The 18,973-nt window shown below is 73.2% G+C and carries 17 protein-coding genes; 8 read left to right on the forward strand and 9 right to left on the reverse strand.

Annotation, left to right across the window (positions count from 1 at the left end):
* Nucleotides 1-24: 24 nt before the first annotated feature.
* The 3 genes from KO717_RS23620 (at nt 25) to KO717_RS23630 (ending at nt 3,387) form a co-directional block, all read left to right on the forward strand.
* Nucleotides 25-432: a single-stranded DNA-binding protein gene (locus tag KO717_RS23620; RefSeq protein WP_301371049.1), complete on the forward strand. Its 408-nt coding sequence runs from the start codon at nt 25-27 to the stop codon at nt 430-432.
* A 215-nt stretch (nt 433-647) separates the two neighbouring features.
* Nucleotides 648-1,799 (forward strand): thioester domain-containing protein, encoded by a 1,152-nt coding sequence (locus tag KO717_RS23625; protein WP_301371050.1) that lies wholly within the window; start codon nt 648-650, stop codon nt 1,797-1,799.
* A 112-nt stretch (nt 1,800-1,911) separates the two neighbouring features.
* Nucleotides 1,912-3,387 (forward strand): bifunctional phosphatase PAP2/diacylglycerol kinase family protein, encoded by a 1,476-nt coding sequence (locus KO717_RS23630; protein ID WP_301371051.1) that lies wholly within the window; start codon nt 1,912-1,914, stop codon nt 3,385-3,387.
* A 4-nt stretch (nt 3,388-3,391) separates the two neighbouring features.
* On the opposite strand, the gene KO717_RS23635 is transcribed toward KO717_RS23630, so the two are convergent.
* From KO717_RS23635 to KO717_RS23645, 3 genes are all read right to left on the reverse strand, one after another.
* Nucleotides 3,392-3,958, reverse strand: a complete 567-nt coding sequence (locus KO717_RS23635) for a hypothetical protein (RefSeq protein WP_301371053.1) — start codon at nt 3,956-3,958, stop codon at nt 3,392-3,394.
* Between the two features lie 72 nt (nt 3,959-4,030).
* Nucleotides 4,031-4,603, reverse strand: a complete 573-nt coding sequence (locus KO717_RS23640) for a hypothetical protein (RefSeq protein ID WP_301371055.1) — start codon at nt 4,601-4,603, stop codon at nt 4,031-4,033.
* Between the two features lie 77 nt (nt 4,604-4,680).
* Nucleotides 4,681-6,030, reverse strand: coding sequence for a hypothetical protein (locus tag KO717_RS23645; RefSeq protein ID WP_301371057.1), 1,350 nt, complete (start codon nt 6,028-6,030; stop codon nt 4,681-4,683).
* Between the two features lie 130 nt (nt 6,031-6,160).
* On the opposite strand from KO717_RS23645, the gene ettA reads away from it, so the two are divergent.
* From ettA to KO717_RS23660, 3 genes are read left to right on the forward strand one after another with little or no spacing between them, the layout of a single operon-like run.
* A complete protein-coding gene (ettA, locus tag KO717_RS23650) occupies nt 6,161-7,825 on the forward strand; it encodes an energy-dependent translational throttle protein EttA (RefSeq protein ID WP_301371059.1) in 1,665 nt (554 codons plus the stop codon).
* A gap of 10 nt (nt 7,826-7,835) precedes the next feature.
* Nucleotides 7,836-8,297 carry an acyl-CoA thioesterase gene (locus KO717_RS23655; protein WP_301371060.1) on the forward strand — a complete coding sequence of 154 codons (462 nt, stop codon included), beginning with the start codon at nt 7,836-7,838 and terminating at the stop codon, nt 8,295-8,297.
* Entirely contained in the window at nt 8,294-9,016 is a 723-nt protein-coding gene (locus KO717_RS23660) for a hypothetical protein (RefSeq protein ID WP_301371061.1), read from the forward strand. The genes KO717_RS23655 and KO717_RS23660 overlap by 4 nt, the downstream gene beginning before the upstream one ends.
* Nucleotides 9,017-9,205: 189 nt before the next feature.
* Here KO717_RS23660 and KO717_RS23665 read toward each other — a convergent pair whose 3' ends face one another.
* The gene (locus KO717_RS23665; protein ID WP_301371062.1) at nt 9,206-9,610 is read right to left on the reverse strand and encodes a globin; all 405 of its coding nucleotides are present in this window, start codon (nt 9,608-9,610) and stop codon (nt 9,206-9,208) included.
* A 144-nt stretch (nt 9,611-9,754) separates the two neighbouring features.
* Between KO717_RS23665 and KO717_RS23670 the strand changes: the two genes are divergently transcribed.
* Nucleotides 9,755-10,744, forward strand: a complete 990-nt coding sequence (locus tag KO717_RS23670; RefSeq protein ID WP_301371064.1) for a methyltransferase domain-containing protein — start codon at nt 9,755-9,757, stop codon at nt 10,742-10,744.
* Between the two features lies 1 nt (nt 10,745).
* Here the strand turns inward: KO717_RS23670 and KO717_RS23675 are convergent, their stop codons facing one another.
* Genes KO717_RS23675 through KO717_RS23690 form a run of 4 tightly spaced genes read right to left on the reverse strand, consistent with a single transcriptional unit; the run spans nt 10,746 to nt 17,203 of the window.
* Complete coding sequence (locus KO717_RS23675; RefSeq protein WP_437184562.1) at nt 10,746-11,831, reverse strand: FHA domain-containing protein; 1,086 nt, start codon at nt 11,829-11,831, stop codon at nt 10,746-10,748.
* 14 nt (nt 11,832-11,845) lie between these two features.
* The gene (locus KO717_RS23680) at nt 11,846-13,180 is read right to left on the reverse strand and encodes a VWA domain-containing protein (RefSeq protein WP_301371066.1); all 1,335 of its coding nucleotides are present in this window, start codon (nt 13,178-13,180) and stop codon (nt 11,846-11,848) included.
* Nucleotides 13,181-13,240: 60 nt separating this feature from the next.
* Nucleotides 13,241-14,776, reverse strand: a complete 1,536-nt coding sequence (locus tag KO717_RS23685; protein WP_301371068.1) for a protein phosphatase 2C domain-containing protein — start codon at nt 14,774-14,776, stop codon at nt 13,241-13,243.
* Nucleotides 14,777-14,779: 3 nt separating this feature from the next.
* The gene (locus KO717_RS23690) at nt 14,780-17,203 is read right to left on the reverse strand and encodes a tetratricopeptide repeat protein (protein ID WP_437184563.1); all 2,424 of its coding nucleotides are present in this window, start codon (nt 17,201-17,203) and stop codon (nt 14,780-14,782) included.
* Nucleotides 17,204-17,213: 10 nt separating this feature from the next.
* Between KO717_RS23690 and KO717_RS37500 the strand changes: the two genes are divergently transcribed.
* The gene (locus tag KO717_RS37500) at nt 17,214-17,540 is read left to right on the forward strand and encodes a hypothetical protein (protein ID WP_437184564.1); all 327 of its coding nucleotides are present in this window, start codon (nt 17,214-17,216) and stop codon (nt 17,538-17,540) included.
* A gap of 70 nt (nt 17,541-17,610) precedes the next feature.
* Here KO717_RS37500 and KO717_RS23695 read toward each other — a convergent pair whose 3' ends face one another.
* Nucleotides 17,611-18,900: a hypothetical protein gene (locus tag KO717_RS23695; protein ID WP_301371071.1), complete on the reverse strand. Its 1,290-nt coding sequence runs from the start codon at nt 18,898-18,900 to the stop codon at nt 17,611-17,613.
* Between the last annotated feature and the right edge of the window lie 73 nt (nt 18,901-18,973).

The following is an 18,973-nucleotide window of genomic DNA, read 5'->3' on the forward strand; positions in this document are numbered from 1 at the left end:
GAACCACGGGGGAGGGCGAGCGGGATGTACGACACCCAGGTGACGCTGGTGGGCTATGTGGCGACGCAGATCGACTACAAGGAGACGGCGAACGGTCCGGCGGCGCGGTTCCGTTTCGCCGTGACGCCGAGGTACTTCGACCGGCGCAAGGACGCCTGGACGGACGGGACCACCAGCTTCTACACGGTGTGGGCGCGCCGGACGCTCGCCGTGAACCTTGCCGGTTCCGTGTCCGTCGGCGAGCCGCTGGTGGTGCACGGAAGGCTGCGCGTGCGGGAGGACCCGCCCGACGGAGAGGGCAACCGGTGGTTCTCCGCGGAGATCGACGCGACGGCCATCGGTCATGACCTGAATCGTGGTACCGCCGCCTTCCGGCGCGTGGTACGGACGGAGACACCGCTGATGGACACTCAGAAGGCGGCGGTGGTCTGAGTGTTCGAGACGGATAGGATTCCCCGGTACTCACGGGCACCTGGGTCTTTGGCCCGAAGGGGAAGACTGTGTCGATTGCCGTTCCCGCATCCTCCGCTCCTGATCCCACTCCTGCGTCTGCGTCTGCGTCTGCGCCTGTTCCAGCTCCTGCTCCTGCCCCGGTTCCTCTCGAACCTCCCGCCGCGGTACGGGGCTCCGCGCGCCGGCCGCTGGCGGTGGCCCTGCTGGCCGCGGCCCTCGCCACCGCGCCCGCGGCGCGGGCGGCCGCCGACTCCGGCCCGGTGGCGCCCAGGTCACCCGAGGGTGCGAGCGCCGTGCTGGACGGGCTGAAGACGTTCGGGCAGGCGGTCCTGCGGTCCGGGGACGGCTCGGTCCGGCAGATCCCGGCCGGGCTCTACGAGATGCGGGTCGACGGCGGCGGGATGCTCCAGACGTACGGGGTCGGGGTGACGGGCAACGCCCAGCCCCAGGCCCGGTACACCGAGAGCGGCTGGAGCGGCAGCCCGCTCGCCGGGAACCGGGAGGCGGGCCGGATCCGCTGGGTCCTGGAGCACTCCTACCCGCAGCACAACGACCTGGCCGGGCTCGCCAAGGCGGCCGGGGCCGGGGCGCTCACGGCGCAGAGCGCGGCCGCCGGGACCCAGGTGGCGATCTGGCGGCTGGCGGAGGGGGCGCAGGTCGAGGCTGCGGACCCGGCGGCGGAGAAGCTGGCCGACTACCTGCAGCGGGCCGCCGGGCAGCTGCCGGAGCCACCGGCCTCGCTCGGGCTGGACCCGGGCGACGTGTCGGGGGCCGTGGGCACCCGCCTCGGCCCGGTGACCGTGCGGACCGGGGCGCCGAGCGTGTCGGTCATCCCGGACGCGGCGGCCGTCGCGATGGGGGTGCGGGTGGTGGACGCCGAGGGGCAGCCGCTGACCACCGCCGTCAACGGCAGCCGGCTGTACTTCGAGGTGCCCGCGGGCACCCCCGACGGGACGGCCTCCGTCACCGTCCAGGGCGCCACCAAGGTGCCGGTCGGGCGGGTCTTCACCGGCGAGCTGCCGGCCCACGCCCAGATCGTGGCCGGCTCCAGCGAGTCCGCGGCCGCCGCCACGGCCACGGCGGTCTGGCCGCAGCCCCCGGTCCCGGCGGCGGGAGACACCTCGGGCGATGCCCCGGGGGCCGGTTCCGGCTCGGCGGCCGAGGTGCTGGGCGAGCGGTCCGCGGCCCTCGCGACGGCCTCCCCGGACGACGAGCGGCTGGCGATCAGCGGCAGCTCGGCGGCCACCCCGGTCATCGCCTCCCTGGCGGTGGGCCTGGTGGTCCTGGGCGGCCTGGTGGTCCTGCTGCTCCGCAAGCGCCCGCTGGACGAGGAGGACACCCCCTGAGGTCCTGCCGGGTGACCTGACGGGTGGGCTTCGCGGCCCGACCGGATGGGTCCGATGGGCCGGGTGGCCGCGCGGGCCGGTTCGGATCCGCCGCCCGGGGTAAGGGCAGAAGATGGCTGATCAAGAACTGACCTGGTCCGGCGCCTTCGCCCGGTGGGACCGCCGGCTGTTCGACGAGGTGGCGCAGCGGCACTGGCCCGGGGCCGACCGGGTGCTGCCGAGGCTCGGCCGGGCCGCGAACCACGGCGTGCTGTGGGGCGGGGCCGCCGCGGCGATCGCGGTCTTCGGGTCGGCCGGTGCCCGCAAGGCCGCCGTGCGCGGGGTCGCCTCGCTGGCGCTGGCCTCCGCGACCATCAACACCGTCGGCAAGTGGTCCGTACGCCGACGCCGGCCGCTGCTGGAGGGCGTACCCCTGACCCGGCAGCTGGCCACACAGCCGCAGACCACCTCCTTCCCGTCCGGGCACTCCGCGTCGGCCTTCGCCTTCGCCACCGGGGTGGCGCTGGCCTCCCCGGGCTGGGGGGCCGTCCTCGCCCCGGTCGCCGCGTCCGTGGCGTTCTCCCGGGTCTACACCGGGGTGCACTACCCCTCCGACGTGCTCGTGGGCGCGTCACTGGGGGTGGCCGCCGGATTCGTCGTACGCCGCCTCGCGCGCGACGCGCAGGAGGCCCGGGTCGTGCCGGGTGCCGAGCGGCCGGCCGCCGGGGCCCCCGCACTCCCCGACGGGGCCGGGCTCATCCTGGTGGTCAACACCGGGTCGGGGACGGCCGCCGCCGCGGGTCTCGACATCCTGCGCACCCGCCTGCCCGCGGCCGAGGTGATCGAGTGCTCGGGCCCCGAGCTGTCCACCACGCTCGCGAAGGCCGCCTCGCGGGCCACCGTGCTCGGGGTCTGCGGCGGTGACGGCACGGTCAACGCGGCCGCCACCGCCGCACTGCGGGCCGGGCTCCCGCTGGCCGTCTTCCCCGGCGGCACCCTCAACCACTTCGCGATGGACTTCGGCCTCGCCGGAGCCGAGGCGACCTGCGAGGCCGTGGCGCAGGGGCACGCCGTCCGCGTCGGCGTGGGCCGTTTCTCCCCGGGGCCCGGGGGAGAGCCCGGCTACTTCCTGAACAACTTCAGCATCGGCGCCTATCCGGAGCTGCTCGGCCACCGGCTGCGCTGGGCCCCGCGCATCGGCGGCGGCCCGGCCGCGCTGCTCGCGGCCTGGCGGGTGCTGCGCTCCCAGCGGCCCGTGCGGCTGCGGCTCGCCGGACGGCCCCGGAGCGTATGGCTGCTCTTCGCGGGCAACGGCACCTACCACGGCACCGGCCCCACCCCCCGCCGCCGCGACCACCTCGGCGAGGGCCTGCTGGACCTGCGGCTCGTCCACGGCGGCGGCCGCCCCGGCCCGCGGCTCCTGGCCGCCGCCTTCACGGGGCCGCTGAGCCGCTCCCCGATCCACGTGGCCACCCGCCTGCGCAGCCTGCGGATCGGGGACATCCCCGCGGGCACCCCGCTCGCCTACGACGGCGAATACGCCGAAGCCCCGACCGGCCTCGTCCTCGACGAGCTCCCCGACGCCCTGACCGTCTACCGCCCCCGCTGACGGGTCAGGCGTCGCCGGCGGCCGGGCCGGTACTCACCCCGAGATCGGCCCGCATGAGGCCGCGCATGTTCTTCCAGCGGTCCCCCAGCTCCAGCAGCTCGGCCTGTATCTCCTCGAACGACCAGCCGGGATGCGGGATGCCGTCCTCCAGGTGCAGGGTGCGGCTGTACGCGCCGGCCAGGGTCGTCGTCATCGCGTCGAGCTCCTGCAGCACCGCGTCCGAGGCGACCATCTGGGCCTCCGCGAAGGCTGTGTGCATGGCGAGCCGCGTCTCCTCCAGATCGGTCCGCGCCTGCGCGGTCACCTCGCCCTTGTGGACGAGCCACAGATACTTCATGAGCTCGATGCGGTAGCGGCGGTAGCCGGAGTTCGCCGTGACGTAGCAGGCCTGCCGCTTCTCCACCCCCGCCACGCGCTGCTCGCGCACCCACTGGGCGTCGGCCGCCCGCTCCTGCCGTTCGAACTGCTCCGTCTGCACGCGTGCGAGCACGCGCTGGGAGAGGATCGGCGCGAGCAGGGTGCCGGTCACCGCGACGATCGCGCCGGCGAGCGCCAGGAGCGCGTTGTTCACCTGTACCTCCGTGTACGGCCGGCGGAGGCCGCGCCCCCGCGTTCCCCGCCATACTGCCGGGCCCCGGCCGTCCTACCGGCCGCTCTCCACGCCGAGATCGGCCCGCATGACGTCCAGCATCCGTTCCCACTGCTCCCAGAGCCGGCCGAAGTCCGTCCGGAGCTCCTCGAAGGATCCGTCCGGATCGGGGGTGCCCTCTTCCAGGCACATGATCCTGCGGTAGGTCTCCGACAGGGTCTTCGTCATGTGGTTCAGCTCGGCCAGGACGCTGCCGGAGGCCACCATCTGGGCCGCGGCGAACACCGAGTGGTGATCGCGCCGGGCGTCTTCGACCGCTTCCCTCGCTTCGGCGGTCACCGCACCCTTGTGGACGACCCACAGGAAATTCATCAGGTGCGTCCGGTACCGGCGGAAGGCCGCGTTGACGTTCGTGTAGCCCTCGCGCCGGCGGGCGAGTTCGGCCACCTCCTGCTCACGCAGCCATTGCGCCTCGGCCACCCGCTGCTCGCGGGTGAACTGCTCCGCCTGGATGCGGGCCAGCATGCGCGGCGACAGCACCGAGGCTATGAGAGTGCCGGCGACACCCACCACGGCCACGGCCAGCGCAATCAATGTGTTCCCCACCGAACCCCCCAGGGTATCCATGTCCGTTCGTCCTGCCAGAGGCATCCTGCCCCGGGGCGAAGCGGTGGGGGGTGCCGTCCGGGCACGGGGGCGCCGCCTCACGCCCCCTGGGCCGACTGGGAGTCCATGCTCACGGGGCTCGGGGTCGCAGCGGGGCTGGCCGGACCGCGAACGGCGTCGACCAGGGCCTGTCCGCGACTGTCGACGAACTTCGTGAACAGCTGCTGGGAGTAGCCGAAGATGATGGCCCACGCGATGATCTGGGCCGAGGAGTCGAGGGCACTGAGGCCCGGGATGAAGCCGCCACGCATCAGAAGCAGTCCGAGCGGGGCCGTCAGCGCTCCCGTGGGCAGCTTCAGCAGCGCGAGGACGACCGGCACGTTGTAGGGCAGCGCGCTGCCCCTGATCCGTCTCAGAGCGGCCGCGGAGGCAATGGTTGCCGACACGGCACCGACGATCTCGACGACGATGTAGTCCCCGGGGCGAGTGGTCGCCATGATCTGCGCGAGGGTCGGTGGGTCTGCCACGTCGATACTGGTCGTCGGGCAGACCACCTTGTACATCCTCCCGTTCTCGGGTGTGAAGCACAGCGGGACCATGTCCTCCCAGTGGAACGTGGCAGCCGCGACCCCGGCCGCGGCGAGAAAGAGGCCTACGGTCACCAACGCGACGATCCGCACGAAACTGCGGACGCGAAGCGTCTCTTTCCGCAGGAGGCGCCGGGCAAGGCTGACCGTCTCGGCGAGGAAGGCGCGCTCGCTCGGATCGATCGCCCGGGCGTCCGGGTGCTGGAGATCGCGGGCGAGCTGTGCGACCCGGATCCGCCGCGGATCGTTGCTGTCGAAGTGCTCTTCGGTGAGGGCCAGCATCTGAGGCAGAAACGCCTTGATGTCATCGTCCGGAGCCATCCAGACCAGCAGGTTCAAGGCGGCATCGAGATGCGACTGCGCGACACCCAGGTGTTCCGCACGACGCATGATGGGGTGCCATGTGTGCGCGAGCGTCTTCTTGGCCTCGCTCAGCTCCGCATGAGCCTTGGTCGCATAGGCCCGTGCCACCTCGCTCTGTTCGGAATTGGCCAGCGCGCGCATCTTCGCCGCCTCGAGGATCGGCTCGAGTTCGGCGATCCTCGCCAGGAGGCTCTCCTTCTGCTCCCACGGGCCCATTTCTCCGCGCGATGCCCAGAACGGGAGCTTCTTGCCCAGCTTGCCGGCTTCCCGGGTCAGCCCGTTCTGTCGGTCCGGTTCCTCTTCGTGAGCCATCTGCCCCACTCGGTTCTCGATCCGCTCGGGGTGCGGTGCATCGGTACCGGCGTGGGAGATCCTGAGAGCGGCTCGCCCGGTCGGCCCAGGATGTTCACCGGAGAAACGATCACCCACCGCCTTCCGGATCCGGCCTGCGCCGCCCGGCCCGGGCACCGCGCCGCTACCGCCGGCAACGGCGGCCACCGGAGCGTGAGCCCTGCCCTCCGGTCGCGCCGCAGGTCAGGGGCGCCTGACCTACCCATTCGCCCGAGGGTATGGACGTACGGCAAGATGGGGTGTATCTGCCCACCATCGATCTGCCGGACGGTTTCTCTTGGCTGAGTTCATCTACACCATGCGCAAGACGCGCAAGGCGCACGGCGACAAGGTGATTCTTGATGACGTCTCCTTGAACTTCCTGCCCGGCGCGAAGATCGGTGTGGTCGGCCCCAACGGCGCCGGTAAGTCCACCGTTCTGAAGATCATGGCGGGCCTGGAGCAGCCGTCCAACGGTGACGCCTTCCTGTCGCCCGGCTTCACCGTCGGCATCCTCATGCAGGAGCCCAAGCTCGACGAGTCGAAGACGGTCCTGGAGAACGTCCAGGACGGCGCCGCCGACGTCATGAAGAAGCTCAAGCGCTTCAACGAGGTCGCCGAGCTGATGGGCGTCGAGTACACCGACGCACTCATGGACGAGATGGGCAAGCTCCAGGAGGACCTGGACCACGCCAACGCGTGGGACCTGGACGCCCAGCTGGAGCAGGCCATGGACGCCCTGGGCTGCCCGCCCGGCGACTGGCCGGTCACCACCCTCTCCGGTGGCGAGAAGCGCCGCGTGGCGCTCTGCAAGCTGCTGATCGAGGCCCCGGACCTGCTCCTCCTCGACGAGCCCACCAACCACCTCGACGCCGAGTCGGTGAACTGGCTGGAGCAGCACCTCTCGCAGTACAAGGGCGCCGTCGTGGCCGTCACCCACGACCGGTACTTCCTGAACAACGTCGCCGAGTGGATCCTCGAACTCGACCGCGGCCGCGCGCACCCCTACGAGGGCAACTACTCCACCTACCTGGAGAAGAAGGCCACCCGCCTCAAGGTCGAGGGCCGCAAGGACGAGAAGCGCCAGAAGCGCCTCAAGGAAGAGCTGGAGTGGGTCCGCTCCAACGCCAAGGGCCGCCAGACCAAGTCCAAGGCCCGCCTCGCCCGCTACGAGGAGATGGCTGCCGAGGCGGACAAGATGCGGAAGCTGGACTTCGAGGAGATCCAGATCCCGCCGGGCCCGCGTCTGGGCTCGATCGTGGTCGAGGTCAACAACCTCTCCAAGGCGTTCGGCGACAAGGTCCTCATCGACGACCTGTCCTTCACGCTGCCGCGCAACGGCATCGTCGGCATCATCGGCCCGAACGGCGCCGGCAAGACCACGCTCTTCAAGATGATCCAGGGCCTGGAGGCGCCGGACTCCGGTTCCGTCAAGGTCGGCGAGACCGTCAAGATCAGCTACGTCGACCAGTCCCGCGCCAACATCGACCCCAAGAAGACCCTCTGGGCGGTCGTGTCGGACGAGCTCGACTACATCAACGTGGGCCAGGTCGAGATGCCGTCCCGCGCGTACGTCAGCGCCTTCGGCTTCAAGGGCCCGGACCAGCAGAAGCCGGCCGGCGTCCTGTCCGGTGGTGAGCGCAACCGCCTCAACCTGGCGCTGACGCTCAAGGAGGGCGGCAACCTGCTGCTCCTCGACGAGCCCACCAACGACCTCGACGTCGAGACCCTGTCCTCGCTCGAGAACGCGCTGCTGGAATTCCCCGGTGCGGCCGTGGTCATCTCCCACGACCGCTGGTTCCTCGACCGGGTCGCCACGCACATCCTGGCGTACGAGGGCGACTCCAAGTGGTACTGGTTCGAGGGCAACTTCGAGTCGTACGAGAAGAACAAGATCGAGCGTCTTGGCCCGGACGCGGCTCGTCCGCACCGTGCCACCTACAAGAAGCTCACCCGAGGCTGAGGTCGCGGTCATGGCCAGACACCACTACCGGTGCCCCCTGCGCTGGGCGGACATGGATGCCTTCGGGCACGTCAACAACGTCGTCTTCCTCCGCTATCTGGAGGAGGCGCGGATCGACTTCATGTTCCGCCTCGCGCCGGGGGAGGGCAGCGAGTCCTTCACGGGCGGGTCCGTCGTGGCCCGTCACGAGATCGACTACAAGCTGCCCCTCGTGCACCGTCACGAGCCGGTCCTCATCGAGTCCTGGGTGACCCGGATAGGCGCCGCGTCCCTGACCATCCGCTACGAGGTCAAGGACGAGGCGACCGAGGACGCGCCCGAGACGGTCTACGTGCGCGCCGAGACCGTGGTCGTGCCCTACAACCTCGCCGAGGGGCGGCCCCGCCGCATCACGGCCGAGGAGAGGCGCTTCCTCGAGGAGTACCTCGACGAGCCCGTGAAGGCGTCCTCGACCGGATCCCTCGCGGCATGAACGACCAGCTGCGCTTCGCCGATTCCGGGGAGGCGGCGGACCTCGCCGCCTTCCTGGGCCGGCTGGTGCACTACGACCGCGCCGCCGCCGTACGCCTCCAGGCGGGCGGCGGCGCGCTCGCCGTCTTCGGACGGCCGCCGTCCTTCGACATCCTGGCCATCCGCACGGTGCGGCTCGCCGCACCCGTGGCGATGCCGCTGGACCTGACGGTGTCCGCCGGTGAGCTGCTGGAGTCCGTGGACGAGGCCTCGGCCGAGGCCACCGTGCCCGGGCCGGTCACCGGACCGCCCTGGGCCGGCGTGCTCCCGCCCCGCGGCGGCTGGCGGCAGGTTCCGGGGCTGCCCGGCCCCGAGGCGATGGGAGCGGCCGTGGCCGCCGCCGTCGCCGAGTTCCGGGCCCGGGACGAGGCCCTGCCCGTGCAGCACCGGACGCGGTCCGAGCGCGACCGCATCGGCCGCGAGATCTGGTCGCGCACCCTGGGTGACACCGAGCTTCCGCTGCGGGCCGTGCACGCCGCCCAGTCCCTGGGCTTCCTGCGGCCGGTACGGGCCGCCGTGCCCTCCGCCGCCGCCCCCGTGCCCGGCGCGCCCGCCTCCGCCCCCGTGGCGCTGCTCGCCGCCGGGACCTGGCTGAGGCTGCGCACCCCGTACGGATCGGTCGCCATGCGCCGCCCCGGCGCCACCGGCGGCCTGGGCGCCCTCCAGGTCCGGCCGGTCTGACCGGCCCGTCGCCGGAAGGGACGGCCTGGGCCGTCTCTTTCGGATCTTGCCTGACCCGCGCCGCCTGGCACCGCACCTTGCCGCGTTGTCGGAGCACCCAAGTACGTCCAGTACTCGGGCGCCCCTCCGCCTTGCGAGGCACGGCACCAGACGACGCGGGCTTAACCGGCAAGATCCGAAAGAGACGGCCTAGCCCGCCGTGTTGATCATCGAGGCGGCGGCGTACGTCAGGTACTTCCACAGCTGTGCCTCGTGCTCCGGCGCCAGGCCCAGCTCGTCCAGCGCGACCCGCATGTGCCGCAGCCACGCGTCGTGGGCGGCCGCGTCCACCTGGAACGGCGCGTGCCGCATCCGCAGGCGAGGGTGGCCGCGGTGCTGGCTGTAGGTGGTCGGACCACCCCAGTACTGCATCAGGAACAGCGTGAACCGTTCCTCGGCGGGGCCCAGGTCCTCCTCCGGGTACATCGGGCGCAGCAGCGGGTCCTCCGCGACCCCCTGGTAGAAGCGCCGGACGAGACGGCGGAAGGTGTCCTCGCCGCCCACCTGCTCGTAGAAGGTCTGCTCCTGAAGCGTGCCCCGCGGAATCTCATTCACCCGACCATCGTCTCAGACGCCCGGATCCAGGACCGAGGTCCTAGGACCACCCCCCGAAGCCCCCGCAGGCCCCCGTCAGACCCCCTCAAGCCTCCGGGCCCCCTCGCGCTCGCACGCGGCGGCCCCGCGCAGGACAGTGGAGGCATGGCCGCACACACCGCGCACACCGAGACACGGGACCTGCGGGAGACCGCGCACGCCGCCCAGGTGCGGGAGCTGACCGCCGCCGGGGTGCTGGAGGACCCGCGCTGGCGGGCGGCCTTCGCGGCCGTGCCCCGGCACGTGTTCGTGCCCTACTTCTGGACCGGCCGCGGCGCCGGTCACGAGCGGCTGTGGGCCGAGGACCCCGACCCCGAACGCCGGGCCCGCTGGCTGCGCGGGGTCTACGTCGACACCCCGCTGGCCACACGGATGCGCGACGGCCTGCAGGTCTCCTCCAGCAGCCAGCCCTCCCTGATGGCGAAGATGCTGGCCGCCCTGGACGTACGCGACGGCGACGACGTCCTGGAGATCGGCGCGGGCACCGGCTACAACGCGGCCCTGCTCTGCCACCGGCTCGGCGAGGAACACGTCACCACCGTGGACCTGGACGAGGAGATCACCGAGTCCGCGCGGACGCACCTGGCCCAGCTCGGCTACCACCCGGTGGTGGTCACCGGGGACGGGGCACGCGGCTGCCCCGCCCGGGCCCCGTTCGACCGGATCATCGTGACCTGCACGCTGCCGCTGATCCCGCACGCCTGGCTCGGCCAGTGCCGGCCGGGGGCACGGATCCTGGCGCCGCTGTCGACCGGCCTGATCGCGCTGACCGTCCGGGACGCCGGCTTCGCCGAGGGCAACTTCCTGCACACCTCGGCGTACTTCGTCCCGCTGCGCGGGGCCACGGCCGCCCCACCGCCCGACCCGGCCGGTACGGGGTACGGGCTTCCGTACGAACTGGTGGAGAACGAGCGCTTCCAGTTCATGCTCGTGCTGACCGAGGGCGTCCTGCACCCCCGAGAGGCCCTGGACCTGTGGCGCCGCGAGGGCCGCCCGGCACGGGAACGCTTCGGTGTCTCGGTCAGCACCGAGGGCCAGTGGTCGTGGCTCGACGATCCCCAGGGGCCGTACGTATGGCCCCTGGGGGAGGGGTGAATCAGCCGCGGCGGATCGTGATCGTCGTCCAGGCGCCCACGTGGACCCGGTCGCCGTCGGCGAGGGGGACCGGGACGTAGGGCTGGATCGGCTCCTCGCCGCCGTTGATCGTGGTGCCGTTGGTGGAGTTCTGGTCCACCACAGCCCAGCTGAGGTCGGGCTGCTGGACGAGCACCGCGTGCTGGTGGGAGACGCCCGGGTCCTCCGGGGGCACCGACAGGTCGATGTCGGGGGACTCGCCCGTGGAGGCGCGGCGGCGGCCGATGGTGATCTGGCCGCCGGACAGCGGAAGGTGCTGCTCCGGGGAGTACGCGGGCAGGTTCAGCCCGGCGGCCTCGGGACCGCTGCGCTGCATCATCGCCATGAAGTACGAGCGGTCGGGGGCGATCGTCGCGCTCCAGGCGCCCCCGCCCTGGGGCGGGAAGGGCTGGTGCTGCGGCGGAGGCTGCTGCTGGTACTGCTGCTGCTGCTGGGGCGGCGGTCCCTGCTGCTGGTACTCCTGCTGGTACTCCCGCTGCTGCTGCGGCGGGGGCTGCTGCTGGTACTGCGGCTGCGGGGCCCGCTGGTACTCCAGCGGCGACTCGTGCGCGGGCGGCGGCAGCAGCCAGTCGTCCTCGCGCTGCAGCGGCTCGGCCGGCCGGTTGACCCGGGACGGCCGCGAGCCCTGGTACTCGAAGTGGTCCTGGGAGTAGGTTCCGGGAGCCGGCACGGGCGGCGGAGGCGTACCGCGGCCTCCGGCACCGCCACCAGCACCGCCACCGACGCCTGCACCCGTCGCCTGGGGTCCCGGTTCCGGGGCCGGCGGGGCGTACGAAGTAGGGGTACGGGTGAGGAAGTTGTAGCGGCATTCCTCGCAGAACGGGGCCATGGCCTCGCGCGGGGTCCGGCACTGCGGGCAGAGCTCGGCCTGGGCGGTCGGCTCACCGGCGGTCGGGGGGAAGCCGTAGCCGTAGGACGGCACCGGGGGCGGGCCCTCCGAGGCAGCCATGCGGTGGCCGCAGACCTCGCACCAGTCGTCGGACGCGGACTGGTGCCCGTTCGGGCAGGTCGGCATGGCGGCGCTTCCCCCTTCTTCTCCCTGCGTCATCACGTCAGGTCTTCTCAGGTCTTCTTCACTCGGACGGTCTGTGTCGAACGCGTGTCAAGAGTCATCTCGTCGGCATCGGCAACCTTCGCTTTCAGCCGCACAGTACCCGCCACCGCGTCCACCACATCCACCACCTTCGCCAGGAGTCGTGCTGTGTCGGCGTTCCCGGAGGAACTCGCCAGTTGTACCGCACGCCCCAGCTTGGCCGTGGCACCACCGACATCGCCCATTTTGCGGGCTTCCAAACCTTGCTGGATAGCCTCTGCCAGCTCCGCCTGTCCGGTGTAGTGGGCGACCTGCGCGTTGATGGCGGTGGACGCCGCCAGATCGTCCGTCCACACCGCGCGCACCAGGCCCTGGGCCAGGACCGTCGGTTTCTCGTCCGGCCCGCCCGCCGTGGCCGGGAGCACGAGCGTGGCGCGGGCGGCGAGCATCTCCTGGCCCACGGTGGCCGTCGGGACGCGCACGCACACGTGGTACTCGCGGGACTCGTCGCCCCACGACCCGGTCGGGTAGTCGCCGGCGCGCGGGCCCGCCTCGGTGCGGCGGTCGGTCAGGTCCTGGAGGACGGGAGCCACCTGCTTGACGTACTGGATCTCCACGCCGACCGGGGTCCACAGGCGCAGCGCGACGTCCGCGACCTCCTTGCCCATGACGTTCTCCATCATGCGCGTGAAGTCCTCGGCGAGATGGGCCGGGTCGGCCACGATGTCGGCGGAGCCGAGCAGCGCGTTCGCGATCCCGGTGACCTCCTTGACGTCCCAGTCGGTGCCCACCCCGCGGGCGTCGCACGTGAAGCGGCCCGCGCACGCGTCGAGGGTGGCGCGGAGCACGGCCGGCTCCTCGTGCTCGTTGCGGCCGTCGGTGAGCAGGACGCCGTGCCGGATGGCGGCGGTGGACCCGCGCAGCAGGCCGTCCGCCAGACGCAGCCAGGTGCCGATGGCGGTGCCGCCGCCCGAGCTCAGCCCGCGCAGGGCCTCCTTGGCCTGGGCGCGGGTGGTCGCGTCCGCGACCGCGAGGCGGCCCTGGCCGGGGTAGACCTCCTTGGCCACGTGCGTACCGGCGATCACGGCGAAGGCGGTGCCGTCGCGCAGGGTGTCGACGGCGGCCGCCGTGGCCTCACGGGCGCCGCGCATCTTCTCCGGCGGGTACTCCATGGACCCCGAGCAGTCGACCATGAGCACCACGGCCGCCGTGCCGTCGGCGACCGGCGCGCGCGTGGCGGCGGCACCGCCGGTGGCGGTCACCGTGACGATCGCGTGGACGTCCCGTCCGCCCTCGGGGAGAAACTCGTTCTGGTACACCTCCACGCTGAACCGCGGGGCACTCGGTTTGGCGAAATTCGCCATCGGTTGGACTCCTAGGGGGCTCGGGCAGGCGGGTCAGACCTGCGGGCGCGCTTCCACTTCCTATTCCGGTCCTGCCGCCGGGCCCGGCTCCGCATCCGGTCCCGGTTCCTGCTCGGGGTGCGTGGCGAACGGCACGACCGCCACGGTGACGTTGTCGTGGCCGCCGCCGTCGAGTGCGTACCCCACCAGTACCTGGGCGCTGTGCAGCGGGCGGGTCGCGGCGTCGGCGGGTACCACCTGGGCCATCTCCCGCGCGGATTCCGCGTAGTTCCACAGTCCGTCGGTGCAGACCACCACCACCCCGGGGTGGTCGGGCTTGAAGGTCGCGGTGTGCGGTTCGAGGTCGTACGCGTCGGCCCCCAGCCAGCCGGTGATGGCGTGCGCGCGGACGTCCGCGTAGGCCTCGGCCTCGCCCATCAGACCGGCGGCGACCATCTGGGCGGCCCAGGAGTCGTCCTCGGTGAGGCGCCGGGGCAGGGCGGCGCGGTCGTCGGGCACCCAGTAGGCACGGCTGTCGCCCACCCAGCCGATGGTCAGCAGGCCGCCGCCGACGACGGCGCCGACCAGCGTGCAGGCGGGGGCGTTCTGCGCGCCGGGGGTCTCCGGAGCCAGGGCGTTCACCGCTTCGGCGGCGGCCAGGATCGCCTCGTGCATGGCCTCCTGGGGGTGGGCGCCGCGCGGGAGCGCTTCGAGCAGCGCCTCGTTGGCGGCGACGGCCGCGGCGGCCGACGCCTCGTCGGGGCGGCTGGCGGAGGAGACGCCGTCGCAGACGATGGCGACGGTGGCGGCGGAGCCGTCGGGCAGGGCGGTGGCCGACACGGCGAACGAGTCCTCGTTGCGGTGGTGGCGCAGTCCCCGGTCGGTGACGGCGGCGACGCTCCCGAGCTCCTCCTCGATGTGGTCGCGCTCGCGGGGCTGCGCGTGCCCGCAGTGCTCGCAGTACCCGTCGGTGTCGACGTGCCCGGCGCGGCAGGCGACGCAGGTCTTCCCGCCGGCCGCGCCGCCGGTCTGGGACGGATTCTCGTACGGGGCTTCGCCCGCGCCCCAGGGCGTCCCCTCCGCGGGCGTGCCGGGGTCGCCCCCGGGCCGGTCGTGGCGGGTCTCGGGACCGTCCGCGGCGCCGTACGGGTGCTCGGCCGCGCCCCACGGGGTGCCTTCCGGCGGGGTGCCGTCGCCGTACGGGTTCCCGTGGCCGGAGGCGGCGTAGGTGACCCCGGCCGGACCCTGCCGAGGCTCCGCTTCAGGCTCCGGTTCGGCCGGGGCGGTGACCCAGGCGGCCGGGTCGCCGACCAGCGTCGGCGCGGCCGCGGCCACGCTGCCCCAGCCGGGGGCGGGCTCGGCGGCCGCGTGCGGGACGCCGGGAGCCGGGGCCGGGCTCCCGTAACCGCCCGCCGCAGCACCCGCAGCGCCCGCGGCGGACGCGCCGGCCGGCCGGGCCGGTGGCGTCGGGGGCGCCGGTGGGATGGGGATGGTCGGGTGGTCCACGGCTGCCGGGGGAGGCGCGCTCACGGCGTAGCCGCAGACCCCGCAGAAACGGTCACCCTCCTCCAGGGGTTCCGCGCAGCTGGGGCAGCCCGACAGCCGATGCATCGACATCACTCACACCCACGTCCGGGGACGGAAACGGTTTGCCCGCTCCACCAGTTCGATCCTCTCCTCGCCACGCCGCGCCAGCCGTGCGAGGACGCGGTACGAGCGCTCCAGTCCGAAGCGCAGGCCCCGCTCGTCCAGTTGACTGCCGAGCAGCGAGGTCCGACCGGGGTCGGAACCCCGGCTACCCGACAGTACCCAGTCCAGGGCCGAGCCCAGAACCTCCGTCGCGAGCCGCTCCTGACGCTCCGGGTCCAGTCCGAACCGCCGCAGGGCTTCCACCTGGTCCGCGGCGGCCGCCAGGTCGGCCAGCAGCGGCTCGTGAGGGGACCGGTCGCGCAGACGTGCGCGTACGGCCGCCACCCGCGCGGCGGTGTAGTGGATGGACGCCTCGGGCACGGATTCCAGCGTGCGCACGGCCGCGTCCCGGTCCCCGGCGGCCAGCTGGACGCGGGCCAGCCCGAAGGCCGCGCTCACGAATCCCGGGTCGGTTATCCACACGAGGCGGTAGTACTCGGCGGCGTTGTCCAGCTGGCCCAGCACCTCCGCGCACAGCCCCAGCGCCAGCTTCGGCGCGGGCTCGCCCGGGAAGGCGTCGTAGATCGCGTCGAAGGACAGGGCCGCTATCTCGTCGTCACCGGTGGCCAGCGAGGCGATGCCACGGGCCCACACCACCCGCCAGTCGTCCGGATGCCCGGCCTCCAGATCCGCCAGGGTGTGCCCGGCCTCGGCCAGTTCGCCCAGCTCCAGGCGGGCCCGCAGCTCCCGCAGCCGCAACTCCGCCGAATCCGCCGGCGCCGCGCTCAGAGCGCCCAGCAGGTCACCCGGCGCGGAGGCCAGCAGACCCGTCAGGAAACCGGCGTTCGGGTCGGCCGCGTCCACCAGCGGTACGGGCAGGGCCAGCGCGGTGTCGCGCGCGTCGAGGGTCGTCGCTCTCGAAGCAGCCGGCTCCGGGGACAGGAGTACGGGTACGGGTGCGGGTGCGGCCCCCGCGCCCTGGACCGCGGCGGGCGGCGAGGGCCGCTGCCCCGGCACGCCCGTCACCCGCGTGGCGGTGGTCCCGAGCCCGGCCACGCCCGCCCCCGGTCCGCCGGTCGCCGGCGGCCACGTACCCGCCGCGCCGCCGCCGGCCGTCCCGGCCACGGGCGTCCCGCCGGGCGGGGTGCCTCCGGCGGGGGTACGGCCCTGCGGGCCGAGCGCCCCGGCGGCCGCCGCCCCGGGCAGGGCGGCGCCACCGGCCGCATGCGCTCCGGCCGCTGCCCGGCCGCGGCCGGCGAGCCCGAACAGTGCGGCGCCCCGCCGGGAGGCGATCGGCCGGTAGCCGAGCCGGGAGACGACGGTGTCGACCGCGTCGGCGAACAGCTGGGTGTCCGGAACCCGCAGCTCCGGGCCGAAGAGGGTCGACAGCTGCGGCCGCGGCCGGCCCGTCTGCAGGGCGACCACCTCCCGCAGCACGCCCGTCAGCTGGTCCGCCATCTCCTGCGCGGACGAGAACCGCCGGCCCGGGTCCGGATCGGTGGCCCGGACCAGCAGCCGGTAGAAGGACTCGTACCGCCGGAACACCTCGATGTGCTCCGGATCCGGCAGCGAATCCACGAACACATTGGTGTAGCCCTGGAAGTCGAAGGTCAGCACGGCCAGCGTCCGCGCCACCGTGTAGAGGTCGGAGGCGACCGAGGGGCCCAGCTCCGCGACCTCGGGGGCCTGGTAGCCCACCGTGCCGTAGATGGCCGACTCGGCGTCGTCCATCCGCCGTACCGCGCCCATGTCGATCAGCTTCAGCTGGTCCTGCTGCTGGATCGCGTTGTCGACCTTGAAGTCGCAGTACAGGAGGTTCCTGCTGTGCAGGTGGCCGAGCGCCTCCAGGGCCTCGATGCCGTAGGCGCACGCCTGCTCCACCGGCAGCGGGTCGCGCCGCCCGTCCGGCCGGCGCCGCTCGTTCGCGATCTCCTTCAGCGATTTGCCGCCGACGTACTCCATGACGATGTACCCGTCCAGCGAACCCGTCCGCTGGTCCAGGTGCTCCACGAAGTTGTAGATCCGCACGATGTTGGAGTGCTCGATCTCCGCGAGGAAGCGCCGCTCCGAGATCGCGGCCTCCATCGCGTCCTGGTCCCCGGTGTCCAGCAGGCCCTTGAGCACCACCCACCGGTCCGCGACCGCCCGGTCCACCGCCAGGTACACCCAGCCGAGACCGCCGTGCGCGAGGCAGCCCGCCACCTCGTACTGGCCGCGCACCACATCACCGGAGCGCAGCTTGGGCACGAAGGAATACGGGTGTCCGCACTTCGTGCAGAACCCTTCCGTCCGGCCCGGCCGGTCGCCCCGGGAGCGGCCCACCGGGGCCCCGCAGTCCGAGCGCGAGCAGAACCGCTTGCGCTCCGGCACCTCCGGGTTCTCCAGGACCGCGGTCGAGGGATTCGGACGCGGCACCTCCGGCACGTTGACCAGACCGGCGCCCAGCCGGCTGCGGCCCGAGGCCGCCGAGCCCGAACTGCGCACCGACACCGAACGGGTGGAGGTCGTCCCCGACACCGAGCGCGACAGCCGCCCGGACACCGAGCGGCGCGAGGAGGAGGACCGGGAGGACCGGGCCGAGGCCGAGGACCGTGCCGAGCCGTGGGAGCCCTGCGAGCCCATCGAGCCACGGGACCCGCCCGAGCCCAGGGAGCCCCGGGCCGCGCTCGTCATCCCCGTCGGCGGCGACACCAGTTCGTCCGCGCCCGCCGCGATGGAGCCGATCGGCGCCAGCCCGCACGTGTCGCAGTAGACCTCGCCGCCGCCCATGTCCTCGTACGCCCCCGGACAGCCGGGACGAACGCAGGCGGTTCCGATCAGGCTCATGCGTCCTCCTCTCCGGGCCCGTCGGGCCGCTGTTCCTGGTGTAGTGGTTGTTCGGGCCGGTCCTGGGGCGGCGTCAGCGACTCCGCCGTCGCCTGCTGGTAGCGCAGGACGGCCTGTTCGGCGGCCCGCAGATCGCAGGGCGCGCTCCACAGCATCCGCCGGGCGGTGTCGTACCGCTCGATCAGCAGGGGGTCCTCCGCCATTCCGTGGCGGGCCACCTTCGCCTTGTACGCGTCGAGCCGCCCGCGCAGCTCGGCCCGTACGGCCAGGGGCGCCGTCACCGCGGTCAACGATTCACGGGCCCGCCGCAGTTCCTCCTCGGCGCGCTCCTCCAGGGATTCCAGCAGCGGCGAGAGCCGGTGCCAGCGCGCCTGGCGCCGGTGCTCCGCCGCCGCCGCGAGCTGCTCCTGGAGCACCGTGGGCGGGCCGCTCACCGCGGGCACCTCGGACGCGGCGATCTTCGCCAGCACCTCGCCGCGCGCGGTCCGCGCCTCCGCCAGGGTCCGGTCGGCCCGCGAGAGCACGTCCCGCAGGGCGATCAGCCGCTGCTCGGCGTCCTGCCGTACGTCCAGCACCGCCTCGATCTCGCGGCGTACGTCCTCCAGCGCGAGCGCGGCCCGGTCGTAGCGCCCGGTGTCCGGACGGCCGCCGCCGGGCGCGGAGCTGCCCGTCGCGGGCAGCCAGAAGGCCAGCGGATCCGCGATCACCCGGGTGCGCAGCTCCGTCAGCTCGGCGGTGATGTCCTCCAGGTCGTCGCCGGAGGGGTGCTCGCCCGGCCGCACACCCACCGAGTGGGCCAGCGAGCGGGTGCGGTGCAGCTCGGCGGCGAGCAGGTCGATCCGGGCGGGCAGCGCCGACCACACGGCGTCGGCGGCGACCACCACGTCGAGCGAGCGCGCGTACAGGCCGTTCATCCGGGCCACCAGCTCGGCGAGCGAGAGCCGCTCCGCCAGCGCGACGCCCTCGGCGCCGGCCCCGGCGATCAGCACTCCGGGCCCGCGCAGCCGCTCGGTCAGCTCGATCAGGTCCTCGCGGTTCGGCCAGCGGCGCCGCTCCCGTACCTCCCGGGCGGCGGTCAGGGCCCCGCTGTAGGCGTCGAAGTACGTCCACAGCCGGGTGATGTCCGCGTCGGCGGCCGTCCACCGCTCCTTGGTGGTCCCGCTCAGCGCGGCGCCCTCCAGCAGCCGGCGCCCGGCGTGGTCCTGGAGGGCGAGCAGCGAGGTCTCGACGGCCTCGTGCTCCGCGCCCAGCCGGGCCAGGGCGCGGTCGACGTCGTCCCGGTCCATCACTGCAGACCCCACCTCCACCGGCTGTGCCTCCGCTTCCGCCGCCTCCGTGTCCGTCCTCGTATCCTGCCCC

The organism is Streptomyces xanthophaeus (assembly GCF_030440515.1).
In the GTDB taxonomy this organism is placed as follows: Bacteria; Actinomycetota; Actinomycetes; order Streptomycetales; family Streptomycetaceae; genus Streptomyces; species Streptomyces kutzneri.

Bases quoted from the DNA above. Each gene is read 5' to 3' on its own strand.
- KO717_RS23620 (WP_301371049.1), top strand. From the start codon at position 25: ATGTACGACACCCAGGTGACGCTGGTGGGCTATGTGGCGACGCAGATC.
- KO717_RS23630 (WP_301371051.1), top strand. From the start codon at position 1,912: ATGGCTGATCAAGAACTGACCTGGTCCGGCGCCTTCGCCCGGTGGGAC.
- KO717_RS23640 (WP_301371055.1), bottom strand. From the start codon at position 4,603: ATGGATACCCTGGGGGGTTCGGTGGGGAACACATTGATTGCGCTGGCC.
- KO717_RS23655 (WP_301371060.1), top strand. From the start codon at position 7,836: ATGGCCAGACACCACTACCGGTGCCCCCTGCGCTGGGCGGACATGGAT.
- KO717_RS23660 (WP_301371061.1), top strand. From the start codon at position 8,294: ATGAACGACCAGCTGCGCTTCGCCGATTCCGGGGAGGCGGCGGACCTC.
- KO717_RS23670 (WP_301371064.1), top strand. From the start codon at position 9,755: ATGGCCGCACACACCGCGCACACCGAGACACGGGACCTGCGGGAGACC.
- KO717_RS23675 (WP_437184562.1), bottom strand. From the start codon at position 11,831: ATGACGCAGGGAGAAGAAGGGGGAAGCGCCGCCATGCCGACCTGCCCG.
- KO717_RS23680 (WP_301371066.1), bottom strand. From the start codon at position 13,180: ATGGCGAATTTCGCCAAACCGAGTGCCCCGCGGTTCAGCGTGGAGGTG.
- KO717_RS23685 (WP_301371068.1), bottom strand. From the start codon at position 14,776: ATGTCGATGCATCGGCTGTCGGGCTGCCCCAGCTGCGCGGAACCCCTG.
- KO717_RS23695 (WP_301371071.1), bottom strand. From the start codon at position 18,900: ATGGACCGGGACGACGTCGACCGCGCCCTGGCCCGGCTGGGCGCGGAG.